A 23,077-nucleotide genomic window follows, 5' to 3' on the forward strand; every position below is an offset into this window, starting at 1 on the left:
CGCGCCGAGGGGGCTCCGGGTGTGCTGGGGTGGACGCCGTGGCGGACAACTACATCGCGGAACTGCCCTTCGGCGCCCCGGCCATCGACGAGGAGGCCTTCGTCGCGCCGACGGCGGTGGTGGTCGGCGCGGTCACGATGGGACCGCGCTCCAGCATCTGGTACGGCGCGGTCGCGCGGGCCGATCACGAGGTCATCGAGATCGGCGAGGGCTCGAACGTCCAGGACGGCAGCACGCTGCACTCCGACCCCGGCTTCCCGCTGCTGATCGGCCGCGGCGTCACCGTCGGGCACCGCGTCGTCCTGCACGGTGCCCGCGTCGACGACGACGTGCTGGTCGGCATGGGCAGCATCGTCATGAACGGTGCGCACATCGGGTCGGGGTCCATCGTGGCCGCGGGCGCCGTCGTCACCCAGGGCACGGTCGTGCCGCCGGGGTCGCTGGTGGCCGGCGTCCCGGCGAAGGTGCTGCGGCCGACCACCGACGACGACCTCACGCACATCCGGCTCAACGCGGCCAGCTACACCGAGCGGCTGGACGCGGCGCGGAAGGTGCGGCCGGTGGTGCGTCGTCCGCTGCCCCCGGCCGGCTACACCCCCGGCGACGCCGCCGACTGAGCTCCCCGGGCGGAGTCAGCGCGCGAGGACGAGGACCCAGCGGTTGCGGTTCCCGTCGCGCTCGTAGTGGACGGCGTCCACCGCGGCCCGGGCGAGCTCCAGACCCCGGCCGCGCTCCGCGTCGTCCGGTGGCCACCCGCCCGGTCCCAGGGTGACGGGGCCGCCGTCGTCCTCGAACACGGCCTCGACCCGGTCGGGCAGGCCGCGCAGCCGCAGCACCAGTTCGCGCGCCCCCGAGGCGGCGGCGTGCTCGACGATGTTCGCCGCGACCTCGGCGACCGCCGTCTCGAAGCGCGTCCGCGCCGCCCTCCCGACGCCGTCCTCGTCCAGCCACAGCTCGGCGAGCAGGTCGTGGACGGGACCGAGGACCTCGGGACGCGCGGCAGCCCGCAGCACGTGCGTCGGGCCGGGCACGTCAGTCGCCGGCGAAGGCGCTGGCCACGTCCGGCCGCGGACGCAGCACCCGGCCGAGGTTGGTCAGCTCCAGGACCGCCTGCACCTGTTCGCCCGCACCGGCCAGCCGGAGGTCCCCACCGGCCTGGCGGGTGGTCTTCAGGCCGGCGATCAGCGCACCGAGGCCGGAGCTGTCCATGGACTCCGTGCTGGAGAGGTCGACGACGACCCGGGGCGTGCCCCCGGCGACCAGCCGCCCGACGAGGGTGCGCAGCTGCGGCGCGGCCACCATGTTGAGCCGCCCCACCGGCCTGATCACCCCGATGTCGCCGTCGAGGGTCTCGGTCTGGAACTCGGTCATGTCCCCGCTCCCGCGGTCTGCTCGGGTCCGCGGTAGCGGACGGCCTGCACGATCACACTGAGGACGGCGAGGTCGAAGGCGACCCACACCAGGTTGGTCATGGTCCCGAGGACCGACGCGTCGGCCACCACCATGCGCACCGTGCCCACGACGGCCGCGATCACCAGCAGGACGACGACCGCGAGCTGGAGACGCACCAGGTGCCAGGGCCGGCGGTCCACCGACTGGCGCTCCTTGGGCGTGACCGCGAAGGCCAGGCTGCGGCTGAGGACGACGTTCCCGACCGCCGAGGTCACCGACCGGATCCACACCGGGAACAGCGCGAGGGAGTACTGCTGCCCGCGCCACGTCCGCCGGCCGCGTCCGACCACCCAGAACAACAGCTGGTTCACCAGGAGGAACGGCACCAGGCGGAGGAAGAACTCGGCCGTCAGGCCGGTCACGGGCAGGATGCCGAACACGAGGTAGACCGCCGGGGCGGCGAAGTAGACGACGGCGGCGAAGCCGGACAGGTAGCTCCACATCGTCGCCCAGTACATGAGCCGCTGCGCGACGGTCAGCCCGCGCTGGACGAGCGGGTTCTCGCGCAGCATGACCTGGACCGTCCCCTGCGCCCAGCGCAGTCGCTGGGTGAGCATCGTGCCGAGGTCCTCAGGGGCGAGGCCGAGCGCGAGGGTCTCGTCGTGGTACGCGGTGCGCCAGCCCAGCGCGTGCAGCCGCATGCAGGTGGCCATGTCCTCGGTGACCGAGATCGTGGCCATGGGCATGACGGGCTGGGCCTCGTCGTCGCGGTCGACGTCGACGGAGCGCACCAGGGTCCGGACGGTCTCGATCGCACCGAGCGGGGACCAGTCGCGGGCGGCGAGCCGGGCGAGCGCGTCCTGGTCGACCGCGGCGAGCCCGTGGTCCTCGCCGTCGAGCTGCGCCGAGAGGGCGGCGATGGCGGCGAGGTCCGCCTGGACCTGGTTGACGTCGGTCGCCACCACGGTCGCGGCGGCGGCCTCGACGCGCTGCTGGAAGCGGTAGGTGACGTCGGCGAGGGCGTCCCCGTTCCGCAGCTCCGCGCGCGCCCGGGCCACAGCCTCCTGCACCTGGGCGAGTGCCGCCAGCGCGCTGCCCTGCGCGGGGTCCAGGGACCGGCGCGCCCGTGCCAGCACCCGGTCGGCCGTGCGCAGCGCCCGGGCGACGGCGAGCTGCACCTCCGTGACGTACCGGGTGATACCCAGCTGCATGAGCGCCTCGCGGCGCAGGACCGCGTTCGACCCGCAGAAGAAGGCGGCGTTCCAGCCGTCCTTGCCCTGCTGGATCGGGCCGTAGAACAGCGGCGCCTGGCTGCCCAGCGGGTCGTCCCCGGGCACGTTGACGAAGACCTGCGGCGTCTGGACGAGCGCCATGCGGGGATCCCGGAAGTACCCGAGCGTGCGGTCGAGGATCTCCGGCTCGGGCACCTGGTCGGCGTCGAGGATCAGGACGAACTCGCCGTGGGTCGTCATGAGGGCGTTGTTCAGGTTGCCGGCCTTGGCGTGGCGGGACCGGCCGGTCCAGTCGGCCGAGCGGGTGATCACCCCGATGCCGGCCGCCTCGGCGCGCGCCCGCAGCTCCGGCCGCGCGCCGTCGTCGAGGATCCAGGTGCGGTGGGGGTGGCGGATGCGCTGCGCGGCCTCGGCGGTTGCCATGACCAGGTCGATCGGCTCGTCGTACGTGGTGATGAAGACGTCGACGGTGGCGCCGTCCGGTGGCGGCGGCGGTTCCCCGCGCCGGCGCAGCCGCCACATGGTCAGCCCGAACAGCAGCGAGTCGACGAGGCTGTAGGTCTCGGCGAGCACGAGGGGGACGGCGATCCACCACGCCGACCAGTTGACCGACTCCAGCCACCGCCAGACGACGTAGTCGATGCCGAGCACCGCGGTGACGAGGATCAACAGCCGGAGCACCAGCAGCCGGCCGGTCAACGGGATGCGCTCCGCCGCCGCGGTCACCGACGCGCCGGACAGCGGGTCCCGTCCGCGGGCCGCCCGGTGGGTGGTCACGGCGCCTCCGCCCGGCGCAGGGCGATGGCGGTGACGTCGTCCAGCGGAGCGGCGGCGGCCGTCAGGGCGCGGACCTGGTCGAGCAGGTCCTCCGGGTCGGGGTGCGCGCGGAGCAGCCGGGCGACGTGGTCGAGGGCCTCGCGGGTGCCGCCGAGGACGTCGAAGAGGCCGTCGCTGAAGACGAGGAGCGTGTCGCCGGGGTCGAGGACCAGCTCGTGCGCCGTCCACGCGAGGTCGGGATCCACCCCCAGCGGCAGGTCCTCGCCGGTCAGGTGCCGCGTGCTGCCGTCGGCCCGGCGGACCAGGGCCAGCCCGTGGCCGGCGTCGGCGTAGCGCACCCGCCCGGTCGCCGGGGTCAGCCGGCCGTGGAAGAGGGTCACGAAGGAGCCGGCCCGGCTAAGGTCGGGCTGCAGCGTCCGGGCCGCCGCAGCGAGCACGGCGCTCTCCGGTGATCGTCCGGGGGGCGGCGGCGCGAGGCGTGAGGTGGTCCGCAGGACGGCGCGGACGGTCGCCATGAGGATCGCCGCGGCCGCGCCCTTGCCCATGACGTCGGCCAGGGTGAGCACCAGGTCGCCGTCGACGAGGTCGAGGTCGAGCAGGTCCCCGCCGACGGCGGTGGCCGGCCGGCAGCTCCCGGCGACCGCGTACCCGGGCACCTCGGGCGGCTCCCCGGGCAGCAGGGCGCGCTGCACCTCCCCGGCGCGGTCCATGTCGGCCGAGTGGGTCAGCTCGGCCTCGGTCCAGGCGGCGAGCTCCTCGAGCACCGCGACCTGGCGGTCGCCCAGCGTCCGCGGACGGGTGTCGAACAGGCACAGCGTCCCGACGACCAGACCCCCGGGGCCGGTCAGCGGGTGACCCGCGTAGAAGCGCACGTACGGCGGCCCGGCGACGGCCGGCGCCTCCGCGTAGACCGGGTCCAGGCGGGCGTCCGGCACCACGTGGGTCGTGCGCAGTGCCATCGTGCGGTCGCAGAAGGACGCCTGCCGGTCGGCCTGGCGATCCGGCATCCCCTGGGCGGACTTGAACCAGAGGTGGTCCTCGGCGATGAGGGTCACCGTCGCGATCGGTACGTCGAAGACCTTCAGCGCCAGCCGGGTGATCCGGTCGAAGCGCTCCTCGCGCCCGGTGCCGAGCAGCTGGAGCTGGTCGAGCGCGTCCAGCCGCCGGTTCTCGTCGGCGTCGGCGCGGTGACCGACCGGGAGTGGTACGAGGGGGCGGGCCGGTGCCGCGCTCACCGGCCGCTCCCCACGAGGCTGCGGGCGGCGAGCGCTCGGCGGATCGCCCGGGCGCTGGCCGGACTGCTGGCCAGGCGCCAGTCGGTCTCCTTGTCGTGGTCGAACCACACGAAGGCCTCGACGTCGGCCTGGGCATCGAGCCAGGTCACCAGGTCGGTGATCCAGGCCGCCTTGTCACCGCCGGACTCGGCGCAGCCGACCTCGGCCACCAGGACGGGCGTGCCCGGCGCCAGGTCCCGCAGCTCGTCGAGGCTCGGGCCGAAGAGGTCGGCGGGCGCCTGCCAGCCGCCGTGACCGGGTACCGCGCCCCAGTTGTAGCCGTCGAGCGCGACGCGGTCCACGGTAGCGGCACCGGGCCAGGTGTCGGCCATCGGCGAGGCGCCCCGGTACCGGACGTTGGGGTTCCACACGAGCTCGACGTTCCCCGCACCGGCCTGCCGGAACACATCGGCGAGGTGCTGCCACGCGGCGACGTGGTGCCGCGCCGTCGTCCCGGCCACCCCGACCGCCCACGGGTACCAGTCGCCGTTCTGCTCGTGGGCGAAGCGCAGGAGCACCCGTCGCCCCCAGTCCCGCAGCGCCTCGGCCCACCACCACAGCTGGCCGTCCCAGGCGCCTGCAGCGAGGCCGGCCAGGGTGGAGCGTCCGCCGTCGGCCGGATCCCACGGCTCCCAGGTGAGCACCGGGGTGGCGCCGCGGGCGGCGACGGCGTCGAGGTCGGCCAGCGGGGGAGGGGCCGCCAGAGCGGCGTAGGAGAGCACGAGCGAGGGCGGCTCCCCGGACACCGCTGCCACCGTGTCGAGCTCGGCGACCGCCGTCGGGCCGCCGGGTGTCGTCACGCCGAAGGCCAGCGGCTGCCTACGCGCCGGCCGCTCCGGCCGTCCTGCACAGCCGGCCACGCCCAGTGCCGCCACGGTCACGCCGGCGGCCAGGACCGACCGGCGGGTCCGTCCTCGTTCCCCGTCCACGGGGCTCTCGTTCCCCACGGATGCGTAACGAACCCGTCCCGTTCCGGTCACGGGTCCCGCGCGGGTCCGTACCGGTCAGACCGCGCCGGCGAGGCGGGCGACGGCGTCGCGGACCTCGTCCAGGGACAGCGCCAGCGTGGCGTCGCCCACGGGCAGCTCCACGCGCACCACGCCCGGGTCGCCGGTGACCGCGGCCTGCACCCAGGTCCACAGCCCCTCCTGCGCCAGCGCGCGGACCGCGGCCCCGAAGGCCTCCGGCGTGGTCGACAGCAGCAGGTGCAGCATCGGCGTCTGCGGCGGGTCGGGCACCACCCGCACGCCGGGCAGGGCGCGGACGGTGTCGGCGATCTCCCGCGCCCGCTCGAGGTACGCGGGGAACAGCGGCAGCCGGCGGCGCAGGCAGGTCAGCGCCGAGGCCGCACCCGGCCACAGGCCGAACAGCGTGCCGCCCATCCGCCCGCGCCACTCCCGGACCTCGGCGACGACGTCCAGGGGCCCGGCCACGCAGCACCCGGCCAGCGCGCCGATCCCCTTGTAGAAGCTGACGTAGACCGTGTCGAACGGCGCCGCCACGTCGGCCGGAGACATCCCGTAACCGGCGGCGGCCTCCCACAGCCGGGCGCCGTCGAGGTGGGCCACCGAGTGCACGTCGTGCGCCCACGCGGCCTGCTCGACGACGTCGTCCCACGGCGGCAGCGGCCCGCCCAGGTCCCGTTGCGGTAGCTCCACCACCAGCGCGGCCGGCGCCTCGGCGACGCCGTCGAGGTCGGCGCGCAGCAGCATGCGGTGCCGGTCGCCGACCGGGCGCTCGACCAGGCCCTGCAGCCGCGCGAGCGCGCCGCCCTCGTGCCGGAAGAGGTGGCACTCGGGGTGCCCGACGACGGTGGACCGGCGGCTGCGCCCGGCGTGCACCCGCAGCACCGCCTGCTGGGCCATCGTCCCGCTGGGCAGGTAGACGGCGGCCGGCTTGTCCAGCAGCTGCGCGACCTCCGCCTCCAGCTCCGCGACGACGCCGCCCGCGCCGTACCGGTCCAGCGCGGTGCCCGCCGGGATGGTGGCCAGCAGGTCGGCGGCGCGCTGCACGCCGTGCCCGGTGAGGGCGCGGTCGCAGGCCAGCCGCAGGGCGTCGAGGTCGTCGTCCACGGGCCCAGTCTCCCGGGAGTCCGGGGTCCCGGCGGACCGGGGCCCGGGCCCCGGCCCCGTCAGGCGTCGAGCAGCTCGCGGAGGAGCGCGCCGACGGGGCCGGCCTCGATGAGGAAGCCGTCGTGCCCGTACGGCGAGGACACCACCCGCAGCGGCACGCCGAGCGCGTCGGCCACCCGCTGCTGCAGCTCCAGCGGGTAGAGCCGGTCGGAGTCGACGCCGGCCACCACCGCCCGCGCGGTCACCCGGGCCAGCGCCGCCTCCACCCCGCCCCGGCCGCGGCCGACGTCCCAGGTGTTCATCGCCTCGGTGAGCACCAGGTAGCTGCCGGCGTCGAACCGGCGGGTGAGCTTGTCGGCGTGGTGGTCGAGGTAGGAGGCGACGGCGAACCGGCCGTCGGCCTGCACGGCCGCGCCGAAGCGCTCCTCCAGCTCGAACGCGCTGCGGTAGGTCAGGTGCGCGATCCGCCGCGCGACGCCGAGCCCGGCGACCGGGTCGGCGCGGATCGCGGCCTGCTGGGTGGTCTGGGTGCCGATCTGGTCGGCGGTGGCCGCCGCGCCCGAGGCGAGGAAGAACAGCCCGGCCACCCGGTCGGGCAGCGCGACCGCCCACTCCAGGGCCCGCATCCCGCCCATCGACCCGCCGACGACGGCGGCCCAGCGGTCGATGCCCAGCGTGTCCGCGAGCGCCGCCTCGACCAGCACCTGGTCGCCGACGGTCACCTCCGGGAACCGCGCGCCCCACGGCCGGCCGTCCGGCGCGGTCGACGACGGCCCGGTGGTCCCCTGGCACCCGCCGAGCACGTTGGCGCAGACGACGAAGAACCGGTCGGTGTCCAGCGCCGCGCCCGGCCCGACCAGCGACGCCCACCAGCCCGGCGTCGGGTGGCCGGGCCCGGCCGGGCCGGTGACGTGGCTGTCGCCGGTGAGCGCGTGCTCGACCAGCACCGCGTTGCCGCCGTCGGGGGCGAGCGTGCCCCAGGTCTCGTAGGCCACCCGGACGCCGGGCAGCACCCCGCCGCGTTCGAGCCGGACCGGTCCGTCCAGGTCGAGGAACAGCCGGTCCCCGGCGGGGTCGCCGTCGCGCCACCCGCCGGTGCGCGGCGGGGTGCGGGACCCCGGGAGGTCCCGCACCCCGCCCACGTCAGGCGCCCTTCGCGGCGCGGAACCCGGCCTCGAGGTCGGCGAGGATGTCCTCGATCCCCTCCAGGCCGGCGGCCAGGCGCACCAGGCCGGGGGTGACGCCGGTGGTCCGCTGCTCCTCCGGCGTCAGCTGCGAGTGCGTCGTCGAGGCCGGGTGGATGACCAGGCTGCGGACGTCGCCGATGTTGGCCACGTGGCTGTGCAGCTCCAGCGCCTCGACGAAGCGCTTGCCCGCCTCGACGCCGCCGCGGATCTCGAACGCCAGCACCGCGCCGGCGCCGCGCGGGGCGTAGCGCTGCTGGGCGGCGTGCCACGGCGAGGACGGCAGGCCGGCGTAGTGCACCGACTCCACCTCGTCGTGCGCCTCGAGGAACTCGGCCACCCGCTGGGCGTTGGCCACGTGCCGCTCCATGCGCAGCGACAGCGTCTCGATGCCCTGCACGACCAGCCAGGCGTTGAACGGGCTGATCGCCGGGCCGAGGTCGCGCAGCAGCTGCACCCGGGCCTTGAGCGCGTAGGCCGGCGCGCCGAGGTCGGCGTAGACGACGCCGTGGTAGGTCGGGTCCGGCGTGGTGAAGCCGGGGAACCGGCCGCGGGTCCAGTCGAAGTTGCCGCCGTCGACGATGACCCCGGCGATCGCGGTGCCGTGGCCGCCGAGGTACTTGGTGGCCGAGTGGACGACGACGTCGGCGCCGTGCTCGAGCGGGCGCACGAGGTACGGCGTGGCGATGGTGTTGTCGACGATCAGTGGCACCCCGTTGCGGTGCGCCACCTCCGACACCGCGGAGATGTCGAGGACGTCGCCCTTCGGGTTGCCGATCGACTCCCCGTAGAACGCCTTGGTGTTCTCGCGGACCAGCGACTGCCAGTTCTCCGGGTCGTCGGGGTCCTCGACGAAGGACACCTCGACGCCGAGCTTGGGCAGCGAGTGGTGCAGCAGGTTGTACGTGCCGCCGTACAGCGACGCCGAGGCGACGACGTGGCTGCCGGCCTCGGCGACGTTGAGGATCGCCAGGGTCTCGGCGGCCTGGCCGCTGGCCACCGCGAGCGCGGCGACGCCGCCCTCGAGGGAGGCCACCCGCTGCTCGAGCGCGTCCTGCGTCGGGTTCATGATCCGCGTGTAGATGTTGCCCATCTCGGCCAGCGCGAACAGGTCGGCGGCGTGCTGGGCGTCGCGGAACTGGTAGCTGGTCGTGGCGTAGATCGGCAGGGCGCGGGCCCCGGTGGTGGGGTCGGGGCTGGTCCCGGCGTGGATCTGCCGGGTCTCGAAGCTCCAGCTCTGCTGGTCGGGCACGGCGCCGTCTCCTCTCGCTCGCGGAGACCCCGCGGCGCACGGAGGGCTCCGTCTTGCCGCGCGGCGGGCGCCGCGCGGCCGGCTCTTCCCCTGGGAGCACCTCGGACGGAGGAGAGGTTGCCGGGCAGCCAGCCAGGTACTTGTCGCTGCCTCTCGTGAGCCTGCGCGGAACCCTAGCGCCCGGTCAGGAGGCGCCGGGCCGGGGGGAGGCGAGGGCGGCCGCGGCGCCGTCGGCGAGACGGGCGACGAGCTCGCCGGCGGGCAGCGCCTCGGCCAGCGCGTACGCCTGCCCGGCCCACATGCTGACCGCCTCCGGGTCGCCGGCCTGCCGCGCCGCTGCGCGCAGCGGCGTCGTCAGGTGGTGGACCTGCGGGTAGGCGGCCGGGGCCGCGGCGGTGTGCTCGGCGAGGAAGCGGTTGACCAGCCCGCGGGCGCGCCGGCCGCTGAACGCGCGGGTGAGCGCCGTCGGCCGGCCGCCGCCCAGGGCCGCCCGGTGCGCGGCGCCGGTGCCCGCCTCGGGGCACAGCAGGAACGCCGTGCCCAGCTGCGCGGCCTCCGCCCCGGCGACGAGCACCGCGGCCACCGCGGGGCCGTCGACGATCCCGCCGGCGGCGACCATCGGCAGGTCCACCGCCCGGGCGACCAGCCGCAGCAGCGGCAGCAGCCCGTACTCGCCCGCCCCGTCCTCGTCGCGGAGGCCGCCGCGGTGTCCGCCGGCCTCGACGCCCTGCACCACCAGCGCGTCGGCGCCGGCGTCGCGGGCGGCCACGGCGTCCTCCGGCGAGGTGACGGTGACCAGCACGGTGGCGCCGACGTCGTGCAGCGCGGCGACCATGTCCGGCCGCGGCAGGCCGAAGGTGAACGACACCACCGGCACCCGCTCCTCGGCGAGGACCGCGACCTTGGCCTCCCACGCGTCGTCGTCGGCGCGGGGCTCGCCGAGGTCCACGCCCCACCGCCGCGCCTCGGGCCGGAGCCGCTCGGCGTAGCGGCGCAGGGCGCCCTCGTCGGCGGGCGGCCCGGGGACGAAGACGTTGACGCCGAACCGCTCCCGGGTCCGCGCCCGGACGGCGCGGACCTCCTCGCGCACCGCCTCCGGCGTCCGGTAGCCGGCGGCGAGGAAGCCCAGGCCGCCGGCCCCGGACACCGCCGCGGCCAGCTCCACCGTCGACGGCCCGCCGGCCATCGGCGCCTGCACGACCGGTCGACGCAGCCCCAGCACCATGCCGGGCATCCTGCGCCCCGCGGCTCAGGCGGGGGTCAGCCGGGCCAGCACCTGGTCCAGCGCCACGCGGTCGCCGGGGGCGACGAGCAGGTCGACGACGCCGTCGGCCGGGGCGCGCAGCGTGTGCTCCATCTTCATCGCCTCGACGACGACCACCGGGTCGCCCGCGCCGACCGCCTGACCGTGGGACGCCGGGGTGGCGATCACCGTGCCGGGCATCGGGCTGGTCAGCTCGGGGGCGTGCGCGGCGGCGTCCGGCCGCAGCACCAGCCGCCGGGCCCGCCGCAGTGCCCAGTCGGCGCCGCCGGCGTGCACGAACAGCGCGTCCCCGTCCTCGGCCACCCGGCAGTGCGACCGCACGCCGTCGCGGACCAGCGCCAGGCCGCCGTCCTCGGGTGCGCAGCTCAGCGGGCCGGCGTCGGCGCCGTCGAGGCCGGCCCGCGCGGCGGCGGGCGTGCCGCTGAGCGTCACCGTCCGCTGCCGCCCGCCGGTCTCCAGCCGGACGACGAACGGGGCCGACGGCGCGCCGGCGCGGAAGCCGGTGGGCGCGCTCCACGGGTCGGCCGGGTCGGCGGCGGCCCAGGCGGTCAGCCACACGTGCGCGGCGGCGGCGAGGACGGCGTCGTCGGGGACGGCGGGCGGCTCCCACGCGGCGGCGAACCGGTCGAGCAGCGCGGTGTCCAGGTCACCGGTCCGCACCGCGGGCTCGGCGAGCAGGGACCGCACGAACCCGACGTTGGTGGTCACGCCGAGCACCGCGGTCTCCGCGAGCGCCCGGTCCAGCGCGGCCAGCGCGGTGGCGCGGTCGGGGCCGGCGGCGACCACCTTGGCGAGCATCGGGTCGTAGTCGGAGCCGACGACGGTGCCGGCGGCGATGCCGGAGTCCACGCGGGCGCCCTCGGGTTCGGCCAGGGCCAGCACCCGCCCGCCGGTGGGGAGGAAGCCGCGGGCGGGGTCCTCGGCGTAGACCCGCGCCTCGACCGCCCAGCCGGTCAGCGCGACGTCGTCCTGGGTGAAGGCGAGCGGCTCCCCCGCCGCCACCCGGAGCTGCTGCTCGACCAGGTCCAGGCCGGTGACCAGCTCGGTGACCGGGTGCTCGACCTGCAGCCGGGTGTTCATCTCCATGAAGAAGAACTCGTCGGGCCGGTCGGCCGAGACGATGAACTCCACGGTGCCCGCGCCGGTGTAGCCGACGCTGCGGGCGGTGGCGCAGGCGGCGGCGCCGATCCGCTCGCGGGTGGCGGCGTCCAGCAGCGGCGACGGCGCCTCCTCGACCACCTTCTGGTGCCGCCGCTGCAGGCTGCACTCGCGCTCGCCGAGGTGGACGACCGCGCCGTGCGCGTCGGCGAGCACCTGCACCTCGACGTGCCGCGGCCGCTGCACGAACCGCTCGAGGAACAGCGTGTCGTCGCCGAACGCCGCGCGGGCCTCCCGGCGGGCCGACGCCAGGGCCGCGGGCAGGCCGGCGGCGTCCTCGACCACCCGCATGCCCTTGCCGCCGCCGCCCGCCGAGGGCTTGACCAGCACCGGGAACCCGATGCCGGGGGCGGCGGCCACCAGGTCGGCGTCGGTGAGGCCGGGCTCGGCGACGCCGGGGACGACCGGCACCCCCGAGGCGACCACGGTCTTCTTGGCGGTGATCTTGTCGCCCATCACCCGGATCGCCTCGGCCGGCGGGCCGACGAACACCACGCCGGCGTCGGCCAACGCGGAAGCCAGGGCCGGGTTCTCCGAGAGGAAGCCGTAGCCGGGGTGCACGGCCTGCGCGCCGGTGGCGAGGCACGCCTCGACCACCCGCTCCACCGACAGGTAGCTCTCCGCGGCCGGGGCGGGGCCGAGCCGGTAGGCGACGTCGGCGGCGCGGACGTGCGGGGCGCCGGCGTCGGCGTCGCTGTAGACGGCGACCGAGCGGATGCCCAGCCGGCGCAGCGTCCGGACGACGCGGACGGCGATCTCGCCCCGGTTGGCGACGAGGACGGTGTCGAACACGCTGCTGCTCACATCCGGAAGACGCCGTAGGCGACGTCGTCGAGGGGGGCCTGCGCGCACGCGGACAGCGCCAGGCCGAGGACGGTGCGGGTGTCGGCGGGGTCGAGGACGCCGTCGTCCCACAGCCGCGCCGTCGAGTAGTAGGGGTTGCCCTGGGCCTCGTACTGGCCGCGGATCGGCGCCTTGAACGCCTCTTCCTCCTCCGGGGGCCAGTCGGTGCCGCGGGCGGCCAGCCCGTCCCGGCGGACGGTGGCCAGCACCGAGGCGGCCTGCTCGCCGCCCATCACCGAGATGCGGGCGTTGGGCCACATCCACAGGAAGCGGGGGGAGTAGGCCCGGCCGCACATCGAGTAGTTGCCGGCGCCGTAGGACCCGCCGATGACGACGGTCAGCTTCGGCACCCGGGCGCAGGCGACGGCGGTGACCATCTTGGCGCCGTGCTTGGCGATGCCGCCGGCCTCGTAGTCGCGGCCGACCATGAACCCGGTGATGTTCTGCAGGAACAGCAGCGGGATGCGCCGCTGGTCGCACAGCTGGACGAAGTGCGCGCCCTTGAGCGCGGACTCGCCGAACAGCACGCCGTTGTTGGCGACGATGCCCACCGGGTGCCCGTGCAGCCGGGCGAAGGTGGTCACCAGGGTGGGCCCGTAGAGGGCCTTGAACTCCTGGTGCTCGCCGCCGTCGACCAGCGTGGTGATGACGTCGCGGACGTCGTAGGGCGTGCGCGGGTCGACCGGCACCAGGTCGTAGAGGTCGGTCTGCGGGCGGACGGCGTCCCGCGGCGGGGCCACCTCCCAGGCCGGCGGCGCGGGCGGGGCCAGCGTGGAGACGATGCCCCGGACGATCTCCAGCGCGTGCTCGTCGTCGTCGGCCAGGTGGTCGGTCACGCCGGAGACGCGGCTGTGCAGGTCGCCGCCGCCGAGGTCCTCGGCGCTGACCACCTCGCCGGTGGCCGCCTTCACCAGCGGCGGCCCGCCCAGGAAGATCGTGCCCTGCTCGCGGACGATCACCGACTCGTCGGCCATCGCCGGCACGTACGCGCCGCCGGCGGTGCAGGAGCCGAGGACGGCGGCCACCTGCGGGATGCCGCGCGCGCTCAGCGTGGCCTGGTTGAAGAAGATCCGGCCGAAGTGCTCGCGGTCGGGGAACACCTCGTCCTGCATCGGCAGGAACGCGCCGCCGGAGTCGACGAGGTAGACGCACGGCAGCCGGTTCTGCAGCGCCACCTCCTGCGCGCGCAGGTGCTTCTTCACCGTCACCGGGTAGTAGGTGCCGCCCTTGACCGTGGCGTCGTTGGCGACGACGACGCACGGGCGGCCCGCGATGCGGCCGATGCCGGTGATGATCCCGGCGCCGGGGGAGTCGCCGTCGTACATGTCCTCGGCGGCCAGCGGCGAGAGCTCGAGGAACGGGCTGCCGGGGTCGAGCAGGTGCGCGACGCGGTCGCGGGGGAGCAGCTTGCCGCGCTCGACGTGCCGGGCACGGGCGGCCTCGGAACCCCCGAGCGCCCGCCGGGCGAGCCGCTCGCGCAGCTCGGCGACCAGGTCCTCGTGCCGGGCGCGCGACGACTCCGGCGCGGCCACCGCCATGTTGTGCCTCCTGTGTGGGATCTCCGCCCCCGACGTTAACGGCCGTTCACATGCGCTGTCCACGTGCCGCGTCAGGTGGTCGGGGTGCTGTCCGTCGTCGGCGGGGGCTCCTCGGCGGGGGACGGAGGCTGCTGCGTCGTCGGCGTCTCCGTCCCGGGCTCCGTCGTCCGCGGGGCGGTCGTCGTCGGCAGGGTCGGGGTCGCCGGCGCGGTGGTGGTGGGAGCCGACGGCGGCGCCGTCTCCTCCGGCTCCGTCGTCGGCTCGGGCTCGGGCCCGGTCGTCGTCGGCCCCGGCTCGGTGGTCGTCGGGGGTGCCGTGGTCTCGGGCGCGGGCGCCGGGGTGGTGACCTCGGTCGTGCCGCCCGCCGGGACGGTCGCCGGGTCCGGCGGCTTCACGTACAGGTAGAGCACGCCCAGGCCCACGAAGAGCGCGGCCAGCACCAGCGTGGAGGTGCGGGCCCGGCCGATGTGCCCGGGTGAGCGGCGGAAGACGTTCGACAGGCCGAAGCGGCCGCGGCCGGCGGGGTCGCCGCCGCCGGTCTCCTCGGGACGCGGGGCGCCGGGGACGGTCACTGCTGCGCCCCCTGCCGGGCCGGGGCGGGCGCCGGCGCGGGTGCCGGCTCGGGGGTCACGTTGAGGCCGGCGTGGCCGAAGGCCAGCACGATCCGGGCGCGCAGGTCGCGGCTCACCTCGAACTGCCGGCCGGGCAGCGTGCGGGCGACCACCCGCACGTTGACCTGCTCGAGGTCGATGCTCTCGACGCCCATCACGCTCGGCTCGTCGAGCAGCAGGCGGCGCAGGGTGTCGTCGGCGAAGGCCTGCCGGCCCACCTCGCGGAGGATCTCGTTGACCCGCGTGACGTCGGCCGTCGTCGGCACGGGGACGTCGACCACCGCGCGCGCCCAGTCGCGGGACAGGTTGACCACCTTGACGATCTGCCCGTTCGGGATGGTGACCACCTCGCCGTCGGCCGAGCGCAGCCGGGTGATCCGCAGCGTGACGTCCTCGACCGTGCCGTCGGCCGGGTCGCCGCCGCCGACCACCTGGATCGAGACGACGTCGCCGAAGCCGTACTGCCGCTCGGTGATGAGGAAGAACCCGGCCAGGACGTCGCCGACGATCCGCTGCGCGCCGAAGCCGAGCCCCACGCCGAGCACGGTGGCCGGGGCGACCAGGCCGGTGACCGGGACGCCGAGGCGGTCGAGCACGTAGAACGCCGCCACCGCGTAGACCATCACGATGAGCGTCCAGGTGACGACCTGGGTGAGCGAGTGCCGGTGCTTGGCCGCCTCGGAGCGGACCAGCACGTCCCCGCCGGTGGAGCGGGCGTCGATGCGGCTGGTGATCCGGTCGCCCACCCAGCTGACGAACCGGGCCACCAGGACCGAGCCCAGGACGATCAGCACGATCTCCAGGCCGCGGCCGGCCAGCCAGTCGAGCAGGTCGGTGAACGGTGCCATGCGGGATCCGGTCCTCCGGTGGCTCGTGGGGGGTCGGTGCCCATCCAACCCGGTGCGGCCGGGAGTTGCCGCTACCTCGGCTCGACGAACAGCGAGGCGACCGAGCGCCCGATCCGCCCCGTGGTGTCGTGCAGCTCGGCCGAGCACTGCCCGACGCCGCCGGGCCCGATCGTCGTCGTCGCGTCCATGCCCAGCCACTCGCCCGCCGGCTGCCGGAACAGCGCGACGACGAGGTCGACGTTGGCGAAGGTCGCCCGGTCCCAGGGGAGCTCGGCGGAGATGCCGCTGGCCGCGTCGGTCATGACCAGCAGGTGCTCCAGCGGCGTCATCGGCTCGCCCTCGACCAGCGCGCACAACGGCCGGGTCCAGGCCGCGGCCGGCCCGGTGCCGGTGAGCGAGCCCGTCGCCTCCCGCCAGTCCAGCGCGCGGTGGTAGGCGACCTCCTGGCGGAACACGTCGAACACCGCCGGGCGGGCGTCCTCCGGGCCGACGGCGGCCGGCTGCGGGGGCGTGGCGGTGTCGGCCGCGTCGCGGCTGCGCATCCGCCAGGCGGTCGCCCGCATCGCCGTGCGCCCGCCCGCGGTGAGCGTGGCCTCCACCAGCTCGATCCGCCGGCCCGGGCGCAGCACCCGCGCCTCCACCTGCACCGGCCCCACCGGCACCGGCCCGAGGACGTCGTAGGCCAGCCGCACCGTCTGCCCGCCGGGGATGCCGCCGGTGCGCTCGACCTCGCGGGCGAGCAGCGCCGCCGGCGGCCCGGCGTGCTGGAGGCCCGGGTCCCACGGACCGATGGTCAGCGCGGTCGCGACGTAGCCGTCGCCGTCCGGGAGGTAGCAGGCGGTGGGCAGGTGCACGTCCCGCAGTCTCGCCCGGCCCGGGCCGGGGCCGTCCCGCGGGTCAGCCGGAGCGGGCCAGCCACAGCGCGGAGACCAGCCAGACCGCGCCCACCCCGGCGGCCAGCCACCACAGCGGCTGCCCGTCCGCCGACAGTGCGACGAGGACCCCCACCACGAGCACCGCGCCGGCCACCGGCGTCGACCGCAGCAGGGCGCCTGCGGTGTCCGGCCCGGGGAAGGCGACGAAGACCACCGCCGCGGCGACCAGCAGGAACGCGCACAGCGCCCCGAGGTAGGCCGCGGTGACGCCGAACTCCGCGGGCAGCACGAGCGCCCCGACCCCGCCGACGACGGCCCCCGCGCCCAGCCAGAGGAGCAGGCGGCGGCGCCGTCGGGACCACGGGGGGCGGGGTTCGGTCACGCCGTCGAGGGTGCCCGCCCTCCCTGTGGGTCACCCGTGCCGTGACCGCGATCATGGCGCCGGAACCGCGACGCGCCGGGCGGGCGTGGTCACCGCGCCATGATCGCGGGGAGCCGCACCGCCGCCGGTGACGCGTCGGTAGGTGGCGTCCGGCTCTACGACCGCTACGCTCGGACGGGTGCCGCACACCCGCCGCCCTGCGATCGGCTACCTGACCACCGTGGCGGCGGCGGGGCTGTTCGCCGTCAACGGCACCGTCTCCACGCTCGCGCTGCAGGCCGGCGTCCCGCCCACCTGGCTGACGGCGATGCGCTGCGGCGGGGCGGCGGTCGGCCTGCTGGCCGCGCTGGCGCTCGTCTCCCCGCGGCGGCTGCGGCTCACCTGGCGCGAGGTGCCCTTCCTCGCGGTGTTCGGCGTGGTCGGCGTCGCGCTGACCCAGTTCCTCTACTACGTGGCCATCGGCCGGCTGCCCGTCGGCATCGCGCTGGTGTTCGAGATGACCGCGCCGGTCGGGATCGCGTTGTGGGTCCGGCTGGTGCGCCGGGAGCCCGTGCGCCCCCGGATCTGGGTGGCACTGGCGCTGTCCCTGTCCGGGCTGGTCCTCGTCGCGCAGGTGTGGGAGGGCGGCGGCTCGCTGAACCCGCTCGGCGTCGCCGCGGGCCTGGCCGCCGCCGTCTGCCTGGCGACCTACTACCTCATGGGCGAGCGCGGGACGGCCACCCGCGACCCGGTCGCGCTCACCACCTGGACGTTCGTGGCCGCCGCGCTGTTCTGGGCGGTCGTCGCCCCGTTCACCGCGTCGTTCGACGCCGGCGTGCTCGGGGAGCGGGTGCCGGTCTCGCTCGGCTCGGCGCAGCTGCCGCTGTGGGTGCTCGTGGCCTGGATCGTCGTCCTCGGGGCGATCACGCCGTTCTGGCTGTCGATCGCCGCGCTGCGCCACCTGCCGCCGACGACGGCCGGGCTGGTGGCCACCGTCGAGCCGGTGTTCGCCTCGGTCGTCGCCTGGCTCTGGCTCGAGCAGGTGCTCACCGGCTGGCAGGTGGCCGGCGGGCTGGTGGTGCTCGGCGGCATCGCGCTCGCCCAGACCGCCCGCACCGCCGCGCGGCCGGCCCCGGCGCCGGCGCCCGTCCCCGAGACGCCGGCGCCCCTGTGAGCCCTCCTCCGATGGCCGTCGGCCCCTCGCGGGTCCCGCCGCGAGCCTGCGAGCGGTGGGGGAGGGGTCCTTCGACTAGCTGACCTTCTGCGCGTCGGCGAGCCAGCCGGCCAGGCGCTCCATGTAGCGGGCCTGGGCGGCGTGGTCCATGCCGACGTACTCCCACGGGTACACCTGCTGCGCCTGCGCGGCGGGCAGCAGGCCGTAGGTCGGCTGGCCGGCCATCTCCTCCGGGGTCATGGCGCCGCGGCGCGAGTAGAGGATCACGTCGCTGCGGTACTGCGGCACCTGCTCCCAGCTCGCGGTCTGCCAGAAGTAACCGTCGCCGCCCGGGTCGACGAACTGCACGCCGAGGTCGGAGTAGAGGCGCAGCGACGGGTCGTCGGGGGCCTTGGCCATGTAGAAGCCCTCGTCCGGGTAGGCGGCCACCGGCAGCACGGTGACCCCGGAGGAGGCGGCCTCGGTCAGCGCTGCGGAGGCCTCCGCGTAGTCCCGCCGGGCCGCGCTCGCCTCCGCGCCGTCGATGTCCGCGCCGAGGGACTCCGCGAGCTCGGCGGTGCGCTCGATGACGTCGGCGGCCGAGCCGCGCCAGGCGATCGCCACGACCGGCGCGATCCGCCCGACCTGCTCCTGCTGCTCCAGTGACTCGAAGCCGTAGAGGGGCTGGGTGTCGTCGAGCGTCCCCTCCGAGTCCACCGGGTAGACGGTGGTGACGATCAGGTCGGGGTCGGCGGCGGCCAGCGCCTCGAGGTCGATCTGCCCGTAGCTCTCGCCCACGATCTCGACGCCGGAGAGGTCGCGGCCCTCGAACTGCACGTCGTCGGCGGCCGAGGTCTGGCCGAAGGTGGCCACCGGCTCGATGCCGTGGTTCCACAGCGACGACACGACGTCGTTGAGGCCGGCCACCCGCTCCGGCGCGGCGTCGAGCTCGACGGTGGTGCCCACGTCGTCGGTGAACGACCAACCCCCGGCCGCGGCCTGCGCCCCGTCGTCGGTGCCGGGTCCGGCGCAGGCGCCCGCGGCGAGCAGGGCCGCCAGCGCGAGGGGGGCGCCGGGCAGGCGCGGGGGTCGGGACACCGGGGTCCTCCTCCGGTTCGGGCAGGGGCTTCCCCCTGCGGGCGAAGGGAGGTTAGCCTTGCCTCAGTTCCGGTCCGCGAGGGCCGTCCCCGAGCGGAGCGGAGACCCGCGTGACGACGACGATCGAGGCCCCGGCAGCGGCGGTGGCCGAGCTGCCGCAGTGGCTGTTCTTCGAGACCGTCGTCGCCCGCGTGCGCCCGCTCGGCCCGTCGACGGTGCGGATCACGCTCACCGGCCCGCAGCTCGAGGACTTCGGCGTCGCCGGGGACGACCAGCGGGTCAAGCTCGTCCTCGCCCCCGACCCGACGGCGCTGGCCGAGCTGCAGGCCGCCGGCGCCGAGTGGTACCCCGCCTACTGCGCGCTCGCCGAGGAGCGGCGCCCGGTCCTGCGCACGTACACCGTGCGCGCCGCCCGCCCCGAGCGGGCCGAGGTCGACCTCGACGTCGTCCTGCACGGCGTCGCCGACGGGCACGCCGGCCCGGCCGCCACCTGGGCCGCGCAGGCCCGCCCGGGCGACCCGATGGTGCTCATGGGCCCCGACCGGCCCGGCCGCGGCCGCGCCTGGGGCGTCGAGTGGGCGCCGCCGGCCACGGCCTCCTGCCTGCTGCTCGCCGGCGACGAGACCGCGGTGCCCGCCGTCAGCGCGATCCTCGAGGCGCTGCCGCCCGGCCGGCGCGCCGTCGCCGTCCTCGAGGTGCCCGAGGCCGGGGACCTGCAGGACCTGCGGCTGCCCGAGGGCGTGCAGGTGCGCTGGCTGGCCCGCGCCGACCGCCCCCGCGGCGAGCTGCTGGTGCCCGCGATGCACGCCGCGCTGGTCGACCTCGGCGTCTGCGCCGCGCCGGCGCCCGCCCCCGAGGACGTCGACCTCGACACCGGCCTGCTGTGGGAGGTCCCCGAGGACCCCGCGGCCGGGACCGGCTGCTACGCCTGGCTGGCCGGCGAGGCCGGGATGGTCAAGCGGCTGCGCCGCCGCCTGGTCGGCGACCTCGGCGTCGACCGGCGCTCGGTGGCCTTCATGGGCTACTGGCGCGAGGGCCGCGCCGAGAACTGAGGAAGGACCACCCTTCCCCCCACGCCTCGCAGGCCCGGCGCGGGTCCCTGGAGGGTGGCCGTTCCATCAGCTCACCGGGGGAGGCGGCGGACCGGGACGACCATCGGGGTGCCGGCCACCGGGTCGGGCACCACGCGGGCCTCGAGGTCGAAGACGTCGGCGAGCAGCTGCTCGGTGAGCACCTCGTGCGGCGTGCCGGAGGCGACCAGGACGCCGTCGCGCATGGCCACCAGCCGCTGCGCGTAGCGGGCGGCGAGGTTGAGGTCGTGCAGCACGACGACGACCGTGCGGCCCCGCTCGGCGTGCAGCCGCGACACGAGCTCCAGGACGTCGATCTGGTGCGACAGGTCCAGGTACGTCGTCGGCTCGTCGAGCAGGATCAGGTCGGTGCCCTGCGCCAGTGCCATGGAGATCCACGCCCGCTGCCGCTGGCCGCCGGAGAGCTCGTCCACCGGGCGGTCGGCGAGGTCGCTCATGTCGGTCCACGTGAGCGCCTCGGCGACGACCGCCTCGTCCTCGGTCGACCACTGCCGCAGCCAGCTCTGGTGCGGGTGGCGGCCGCGGGCCACCAGGTCGGCGACGGTGAGCCCGGACGGCGCGACCGGCGTCTTCGCGATCGCCCGCCCGTCGAGCAGCACCTGTCCGGCCGCCGGGCGCAGCAGCCGGCCCAGCGCCCGCAGCAGGGTGGACTTGCCGCAGCCGTTGGGGCCGACGACCGCGGTGAACGAGCCGTCGGTGAGCGCGAGGTCCAGCCCGTCGACGACGACTCGGTCGTCGTAGGCCAGGCGCAGCCCCTCGGCCGCCAGGCGCACCCGCCCCTCGCCCGCGGGCACGGACAGCGGGGGCGCGTCGGTGGTGGGAGTCGTCATGCGATGGTCCGCCTCCCGCGGACGAGCAGCCAGAGCAGGTACGGGGCGCCGACGACGGCGGTGAGGATGCCCACCGGCAGGGCCTCGGGCAGGACGGTGCGCGTGAGCAGGTCGGCCAGCACCACCAGCGCCGCGCCGAGCAGGCCCGACGCCAGCACCGGCGGGCGCGAGCCGCCGGTCAGCCGCACGGCGATCTGCGGGACGACCAGCGCGACGAACGTGACCGGCCCGGCGGCCGAGACCGACGCGGCGACCAGCACGACGGCGATGAGCACCACGGCGGCCTGCGCCGCGGGCAGCCGCACGCCCAGCCCGCGCGCGGTGTCGTCGCCGAACTGCAGCACGCCGAGCACCCGCCCCGCCGCGAGGGCCAGCGGCAGCAGGACCGCGAGGGCGAGGGCCAGCGGCACGGCCTGGTCCCAGGTGCGGGCGTTGAGCGAGCCGACGATCCACACGTAGGCGGCCGCGGCGTCGTAGATGGCCGCCCGGGTGAGCAGCCAGTCGACCACCGCCAGCGAGATCGAGGACACCGCGACGCCGACGAGGACCAGCCGGTAGCCGTCGACGCCGGACCGGTACGCCAGCAGGAACAGCAGCAACCCGGCTCCCAGCGCCCCGGCGAGGGCCGCGAGCGGGACGCCGACGCCGCCGAGGACCGCGCCGGCCGACGAGGTCCCGGTGGCGACGATCGCCACCACGGCGCCCACCGAGGCGCCCGAGGTGATCCCGAGGATGTCCGGGGAGGCCAGGGGGTTGCGCGCGAAGGTCTGGAACAGGGCGCCGGCCACGCCGAGCGCCAGCCCGACCAGCGCGCCGACGGCGACCCGCGGCGCGCGCAGCTCCAGCACGACGAACCGCTGGCCCTGCTCGCCGGCGCCGGCCAGCGTGCGCAGCACGTCGGTGACCGCGATCGGGTAGTCGCCGCGGCCCAGCGCGACCGCCCCGAGCAGCACGACGACGGCCAGCGCGGCCAGCGGCACGACGACCGACCGCCAGCGGAACCGCACCGACACCGGCCCGTACCGCAGGACGACCGCACGGCCGCCCGCGCGCCCGCCGGGGTCGGGCGGGGTCGTCTCGCGGATGGTGTCGACGGTGGCGGTCACGCGGCGGCCCTCACAGCGTCGCGCTCCGGCGCCGGCGCACCAGCGCGACGAAGAACGGCCCGCCCAGCAGGGCGAGCACGATGCCGACCTGCACCTCGCCGGGCCGCGCGATCACCCGGCCGACGACGTCGGCGGTCAGCAGCAGGAACGCCCCGGCCAGCGCCGAGCAGGGGACCAGCCACCGGTGCGCCGGCCCGGTGAACACCCGGACGGCGTGCGGGACCACCAGCCCGACGAACGCGATCGGCCCGCAGGCCGCCGTCGCGGCGCCGGCGAGCAGCGTGATGGCCACCAGGCCGACGGCGCGGGCCGGCCACACCCGCTGGCCGAGGCCGCGGGCCACGTCCTCGCCCATGCCGAGCAGGTCCAGGGCGGGCGCGTTGAGCAGGGCGAGCACCAGGCCGGCGACGATGAACGGCAGCACCTGCCAGGCGATGTCGGCGCCGCGGCCGGCCAGCGCGCCGACCACCCAGAAGCGGAAGGCGTCCAGCGAGTCGGAGTCGCTGACCAGCACGGCGCGCACCAGGGCGTAGAGCAGCGCGGACAGCGTGGAGCCGGCCAGGGCGAGGGTGACCGGGGTGGCCCCGCCGTGGCCGGCCGCGCCCAGGACGTACACGGCGACCGTCCCCGCCAGCGCTCCCGCGAAGGCGAACCACACGTACCCCGACGGCGTGCTGACCCCCAGCAGCGCGATGGCGAGGACCACGGCGAAGGAGGCGCCGGCGGTGACGCCGAGCAGGCCGGGGTCGCCGAGCGGGTTGCGGGTGTGCCCCTGCATCAGGGCGCCGGCGACGCCGAGCGATGCCCCGACCATCAGGCCGAGCGCGGTGCGCGGGACCCGCAGGTCCCAGACGATGACCGCCTCCTCGGTCCGCAGCGAGCGGTCGGTGAGGGCCTCCCACACGGTGCCCAGCCCGAGCGGGCGGGTGCCGATCGCGATGCTGGCCGCGCAGGCGGCGACCACGAGGACGAGGAGCCCGGCCAGACCGAGCACGCGGCGCCGCGTCCGGGCGGCCCCCGCCGGGCGCGGCGGGGTCGCCCCGGTCGCCGCGGGAGCGCGGGTGACACTGGGGACGGGCACCGGGCAGCTCCGGACGGTCGAGATCAGGCAAGGCTCA

The 23,077-nt window shown here is 76.3% G+C and carries 22 protein-coding genes and 1 riboswitch; of the genes, 3 read left to right on the plus strand and 19 right to left on the minus strand.

The genetic code is table 11. From position 1 onward, the window contains the following. Positions 1-29 precede the first annotated feature (29 nt). Complete coding sequence (locus ACI8AR_RS14225; protein WP_457051604.1) at positions 30-617, plus strand: gamma carbonic anhydrase family protein; 588 nt, start codon at positions 30-32, stop codon at positions 615-617. A 15-nt stretch (positions 618-632) separates the two neighbouring features. On the opposite strand, the gene ACI8AR_RS14230 is transcribed toward ACI8AR_RS14225, so the two are convergent. The 15 genes from ACI8AR_RS14230 to ACI8AR_RS14300 all read right to left on the minus strand — a co-directional run bounded on the left by ACI8AR_RS14230 (position 633) and on the right by ACI8AR_RS14300 (position 16,702). Further along, positions 633-1,031, minus strand: coding sequence for an ATP-binding protein (locus ACI8AR_RS14230; RefSeq protein WP_457051605.1), 399 nt, complete (start codon positions 1,029-1,031; stop codon positions 633-635). 1 nt (position 1,032) lies between these two features. Beyond that, entirely contained in the window at positions 1,033-1,371 is a 339-nt protein-coding gene (locus ACI8AR_RS14235) for an STAS domain-containing protein (RefSeq protein ID WP_457051606.1), read from the minus strand. Next, positions 1,368-3,401, minus strand: a complete 2,034-nt coding sequence (locus tag ACI8AR_RS14240) for a glycosyltransferase family 2 protein (RefSeq protein ID WP_457051607.1) — start codon at positions 3,399-3,401, stop codon at positions 1,368-1,370. Before ACI8AR_RS14240 ends, ACI8AR_RS14235 begins: the two co-directional genes overlap by 4 nt. Beyond that, entirely contained in the window at positions 3,398-4,636 is a 1,239-nt protein-coding gene (locus tag ACI8AR_RS14245; RefSeq protein ID WP_457051608.1) for a PP2C family protein-serine/threonine phosphatase, read from the minus strand. Before ACI8AR_RS14245 ends, ACI8AR_RS14240 begins: the two co-directional genes overlap by 4 nt. After that, positions 4,633-5,604, minus strand: coding sequence for a glycoside hydrolase family 26 protein (locus ACI8AR_RS14250; RefSeq protein WP_457051609.1), 972 nt, complete (start codon positions 5,602-5,604; stop codon positions 4,633-4,635). The genes ACI8AR_RS14245 and ACI8AR_RS14250 overlap by 4 nt, the downstream gene beginning before the upstream one ends. A 75-nt stretch (positions 5,605-5,679) precedes the next feature. Next, complete coding sequence (locus ACI8AR_RS14255) at positions 5,680-6,747, minus strand: threonine aldolase family protein (RefSeq protein ID WP_457051610.1); 1,068 nt, start codon at positions 6,745-6,747, stop codon at positions 5,680-5,682. A 59-nt stretch (positions 6,748-6,806) separates the two neighbouring features. Further along, positions 6,807-7,880, minus strand: coding sequence for a homoserine O-acetyltransferase MetX (gene metX / locus ACI8AR_RS14260; RefSeq protein ID WP_457051611.1), 1,074 nt, complete (start codon positions 7,878-7,880; stop codon positions 6,807-6,809). A 10-nt stretch (positions 7,881-7,890) separates the two neighbouring features. Next, positions 7,891-9,183, minus strand: coding sequence for a bifunctional o-acetylhomoserine/o-acetylserine sulfhydrylase (locus ACI8AR_RS14265; RefSeq protein WP_457051612.1), 1,293 nt, complete (start codon positions 9,181-9,183; stop codon positions 7,891-7,893). 44 nt (positions 9,184-9,227) lie between these two features. Continuing rightward, positions 9,228-9,344, minus strand: a riboswitch (SAM riboswitch). A gap of 23 nt (positions 9,345-9,367) precedes the next feature. Then, positions 9,368-10,408 carry an NAD(P)H-dependent flavin oxidoreductase gene (locus tag ACI8AR_RS14270; protein WP_457051613.1) on the minus strand — a complete coding sequence of 347 codons (1,041 nt, stop codon included), beginning with the start codon at positions 10,406-10,408 and terminating at the stop codon, positions 9,368-9,370. 24 nt (positions 10,409-10,432) lie between these two features. After that, entirely contained in the window at positions 10,433-12,397 is a 1,965-nt protein-coding gene (locus ACI8AR_RS14275; RefSeq protein WP_457051614.1) for an acetyl/propionyl/methylcrotonyl-CoA carboxylase subunit alpha, read from the minus strand. Positions 12,398-12,405: 8 nt separating this feature from the next. Next, positions 12,406-13,986: a carboxyl transferase domain-containing protein gene (locus tag ACI8AR_RS14280; RefSeq protein WP_457051615.1), complete on the minus strand. Its 1,581-nt coding sequence runs from the start codon at positions 13,984-13,986 to the stop codon at positions 12,406-12,408. 71 nt (positions 13,987-14,057) lie between these two features. Next, a complete protein-coding gene (locus ACI8AR_RS14285; RefSeq protein ID WP_457051616.1) occupies positions 14,058-14,558 on the minus strand; it encodes a hypothetical protein in 501 nt (166 codons plus the stop codon). Beyond that, a complete protein-coding gene (locus ACI8AR_RS14290; RefSeq protein ID WP_457051617.1) occupies positions 14,555-15,445 on the minus strand; it encodes a mechanosensitive ion channel family protein in 891 nt (296 codons plus the stop codon). The genes ACI8AR_RS14285 and ACI8AR_RS14290 overlap by 4 nt, the downstream gene beginning before the upstream one ends. 71 nt (positions 15,446-15,516) lie before the next feature. Further along, entirely contained in the window at positions 15,517-16,299 is a 783-nt protein-coding gene (locus ACI8AR_RS14295; RefSeq protein ID WP_457051618.1) for a thioesterase family protein, read from the minus strand. Positions 16,300-16,342: 43 nt separating this feature from the next. Further along, positions 16,343-16,702, minus strand: coding sequence for a hypothetical protein (locus ACI8AR_RS14300; protein WP_457051619.1), 360 nt, complete (start codon positions 16,700-16,702; stop codon positions 16,343-16,345). Positions 16,703-16,880: 178 nt separating this feature from the next. On the opposite strand from ACI8AR_RS14300, the gene ACI8AR_RS14305 reads away from it, so the two are divergent. Further along, on the plus strand, positions 16,881-17,855 hold the full coding sequence (locus tag ACI8AR_RS14305; RefSeq protein ID WP_457051620.1) for an EamA family transporter: 975 nt from the start codon (positions 16,881-16,883) through the stop codon (positions 17,853-17,855). A gap of 75 nt (positions 17,856-17,930) precedes the next feature. Here ACI8AR_RS14305 and ACI8AR_RS14310 read toward each other — a convergent pair whose 3' ends face one another. Beyond that, positions 17,931-18,932, minus strand: coding sequence for an ABC transporter substrate-binding protein (locus ACI8AR_RS14310; protein WP_457051621.1), 1,002 nt, complete (start codon positions 18,930-18,932; stop codon positions 17,931-17,933). Between the two features lie 110 nt (positions 18,933-19,042). On the opposite strand from ACI8AR_RS14310, the gene ACI8AR_RS14315 reads away from it, so the two are divergent. Then, positions 19,043-19,984 (plus strand): siderophore-interacting protein, encoded by a 942-nt coding sequence (locus tag ACI8AR_RS14315; RefSeq protein WP_457051622.1) that lies wholly within the window; start codon positions 19,043-19,045, stop codon positions 19,982-19,984. A gap of 71 nt (positions 19,985-20,055) precedes the next feature. On the opposite strand, the gene ACI8AR_RS14320 is transcribed toward ACI8AR_RS14315, so the two are convergent. Genes ACI8AR_RS14320 through ACI8AR_RS14330 form a run of 3 tightly spaced genes read right to left on the minus strand, consistent with a single transcriptional unit; the run spans position 20,056 to position 23,040 of the window. Beyond that, positions 20,056-20,853, minus strand: a complete 798-nt coding sequence (locus tag ACI8AR_RS14320; protein ID WP_457051623.1) for an ABC transporter ATP-binding protein — start codon at positions 20,851-20,853, stop codon at positions 20,056-20,058. Then, the gene (locus ACI8AR_RS14325; RefSeq protein WP_457051624.1) at positions 20,850-21,959 is read right to left on the minus strand and encodes a FecCD family ABC transporter permease; all 1,110 of its coding nucleotides are present in this window, start codon (positions 21,957-21,959) and stop codon (positions 20,850-20,852) included. The genes ACI8AR_RS14320 and ACI8AR_RS14325 overlap by 4 nt, the downstream gene beginning before the upstream one ends. Before the next feature lie 10 nt (positions 21,960-21,969). Then, on the minus strand, positions 21,970-23,040 hold the full coding sequence (locus tag ACI8AR_RS14330) for a FecCD family ABC transporter permease (RefSeq protein WP_457051625.1): 1,071 nt from the start codon (positions 23,038-23,040) through the stop codon (positions 21,970-21,972). Between the last annotated feature and the right edge of the window lie 37 nt (positions 23,041-23,077).

The organism is Geodermatophilus sp. SYSU D01036 (assembly GCF_054050435.1).

Excerpts from the sequence above, each read along its gene's own strand:
- ACI8AR_RS14235 (WP_457051606.1), bottom strand. The coding sequence starts at position 1,371 with ATGACCGAGTTCCAGACCGAGACCCTCGACGGCGACATCGGGGTGATC.
- ACI8AR_RS14270 (WP_457051613.1), bottom strand. The coding sequence starts at position 10,408 with ATGGTGCTGGGGCTGCGTCGACCGGTCGTGCAGGCGCCGATGGCCGGC.
- ACI8AR_RS14280 (WP_457051615.1), bottom strand. The coding sequence starts at position 13,986 with ATGGCGGTGGCCGCGCCGGAGTCGTCGCGCGCCCGGCACGAGGACCTG.
- ACI8AR_RS14290 (WP_457051617.1), bottom strand. The coding sequence starts at position 15,445 with ATGGCACCGTTCACCGACCTGCTCGACTGGCTGGCCGGCCGCGGCCTG.
- ACI8AR_RS14320 (WP_457051623.1), bottom strand. The coding sequence starts at position 20,853 with ATGACGACTCCCACCACCGACGCGCCCCCGCTGTCCGTGCCCGCGGGC.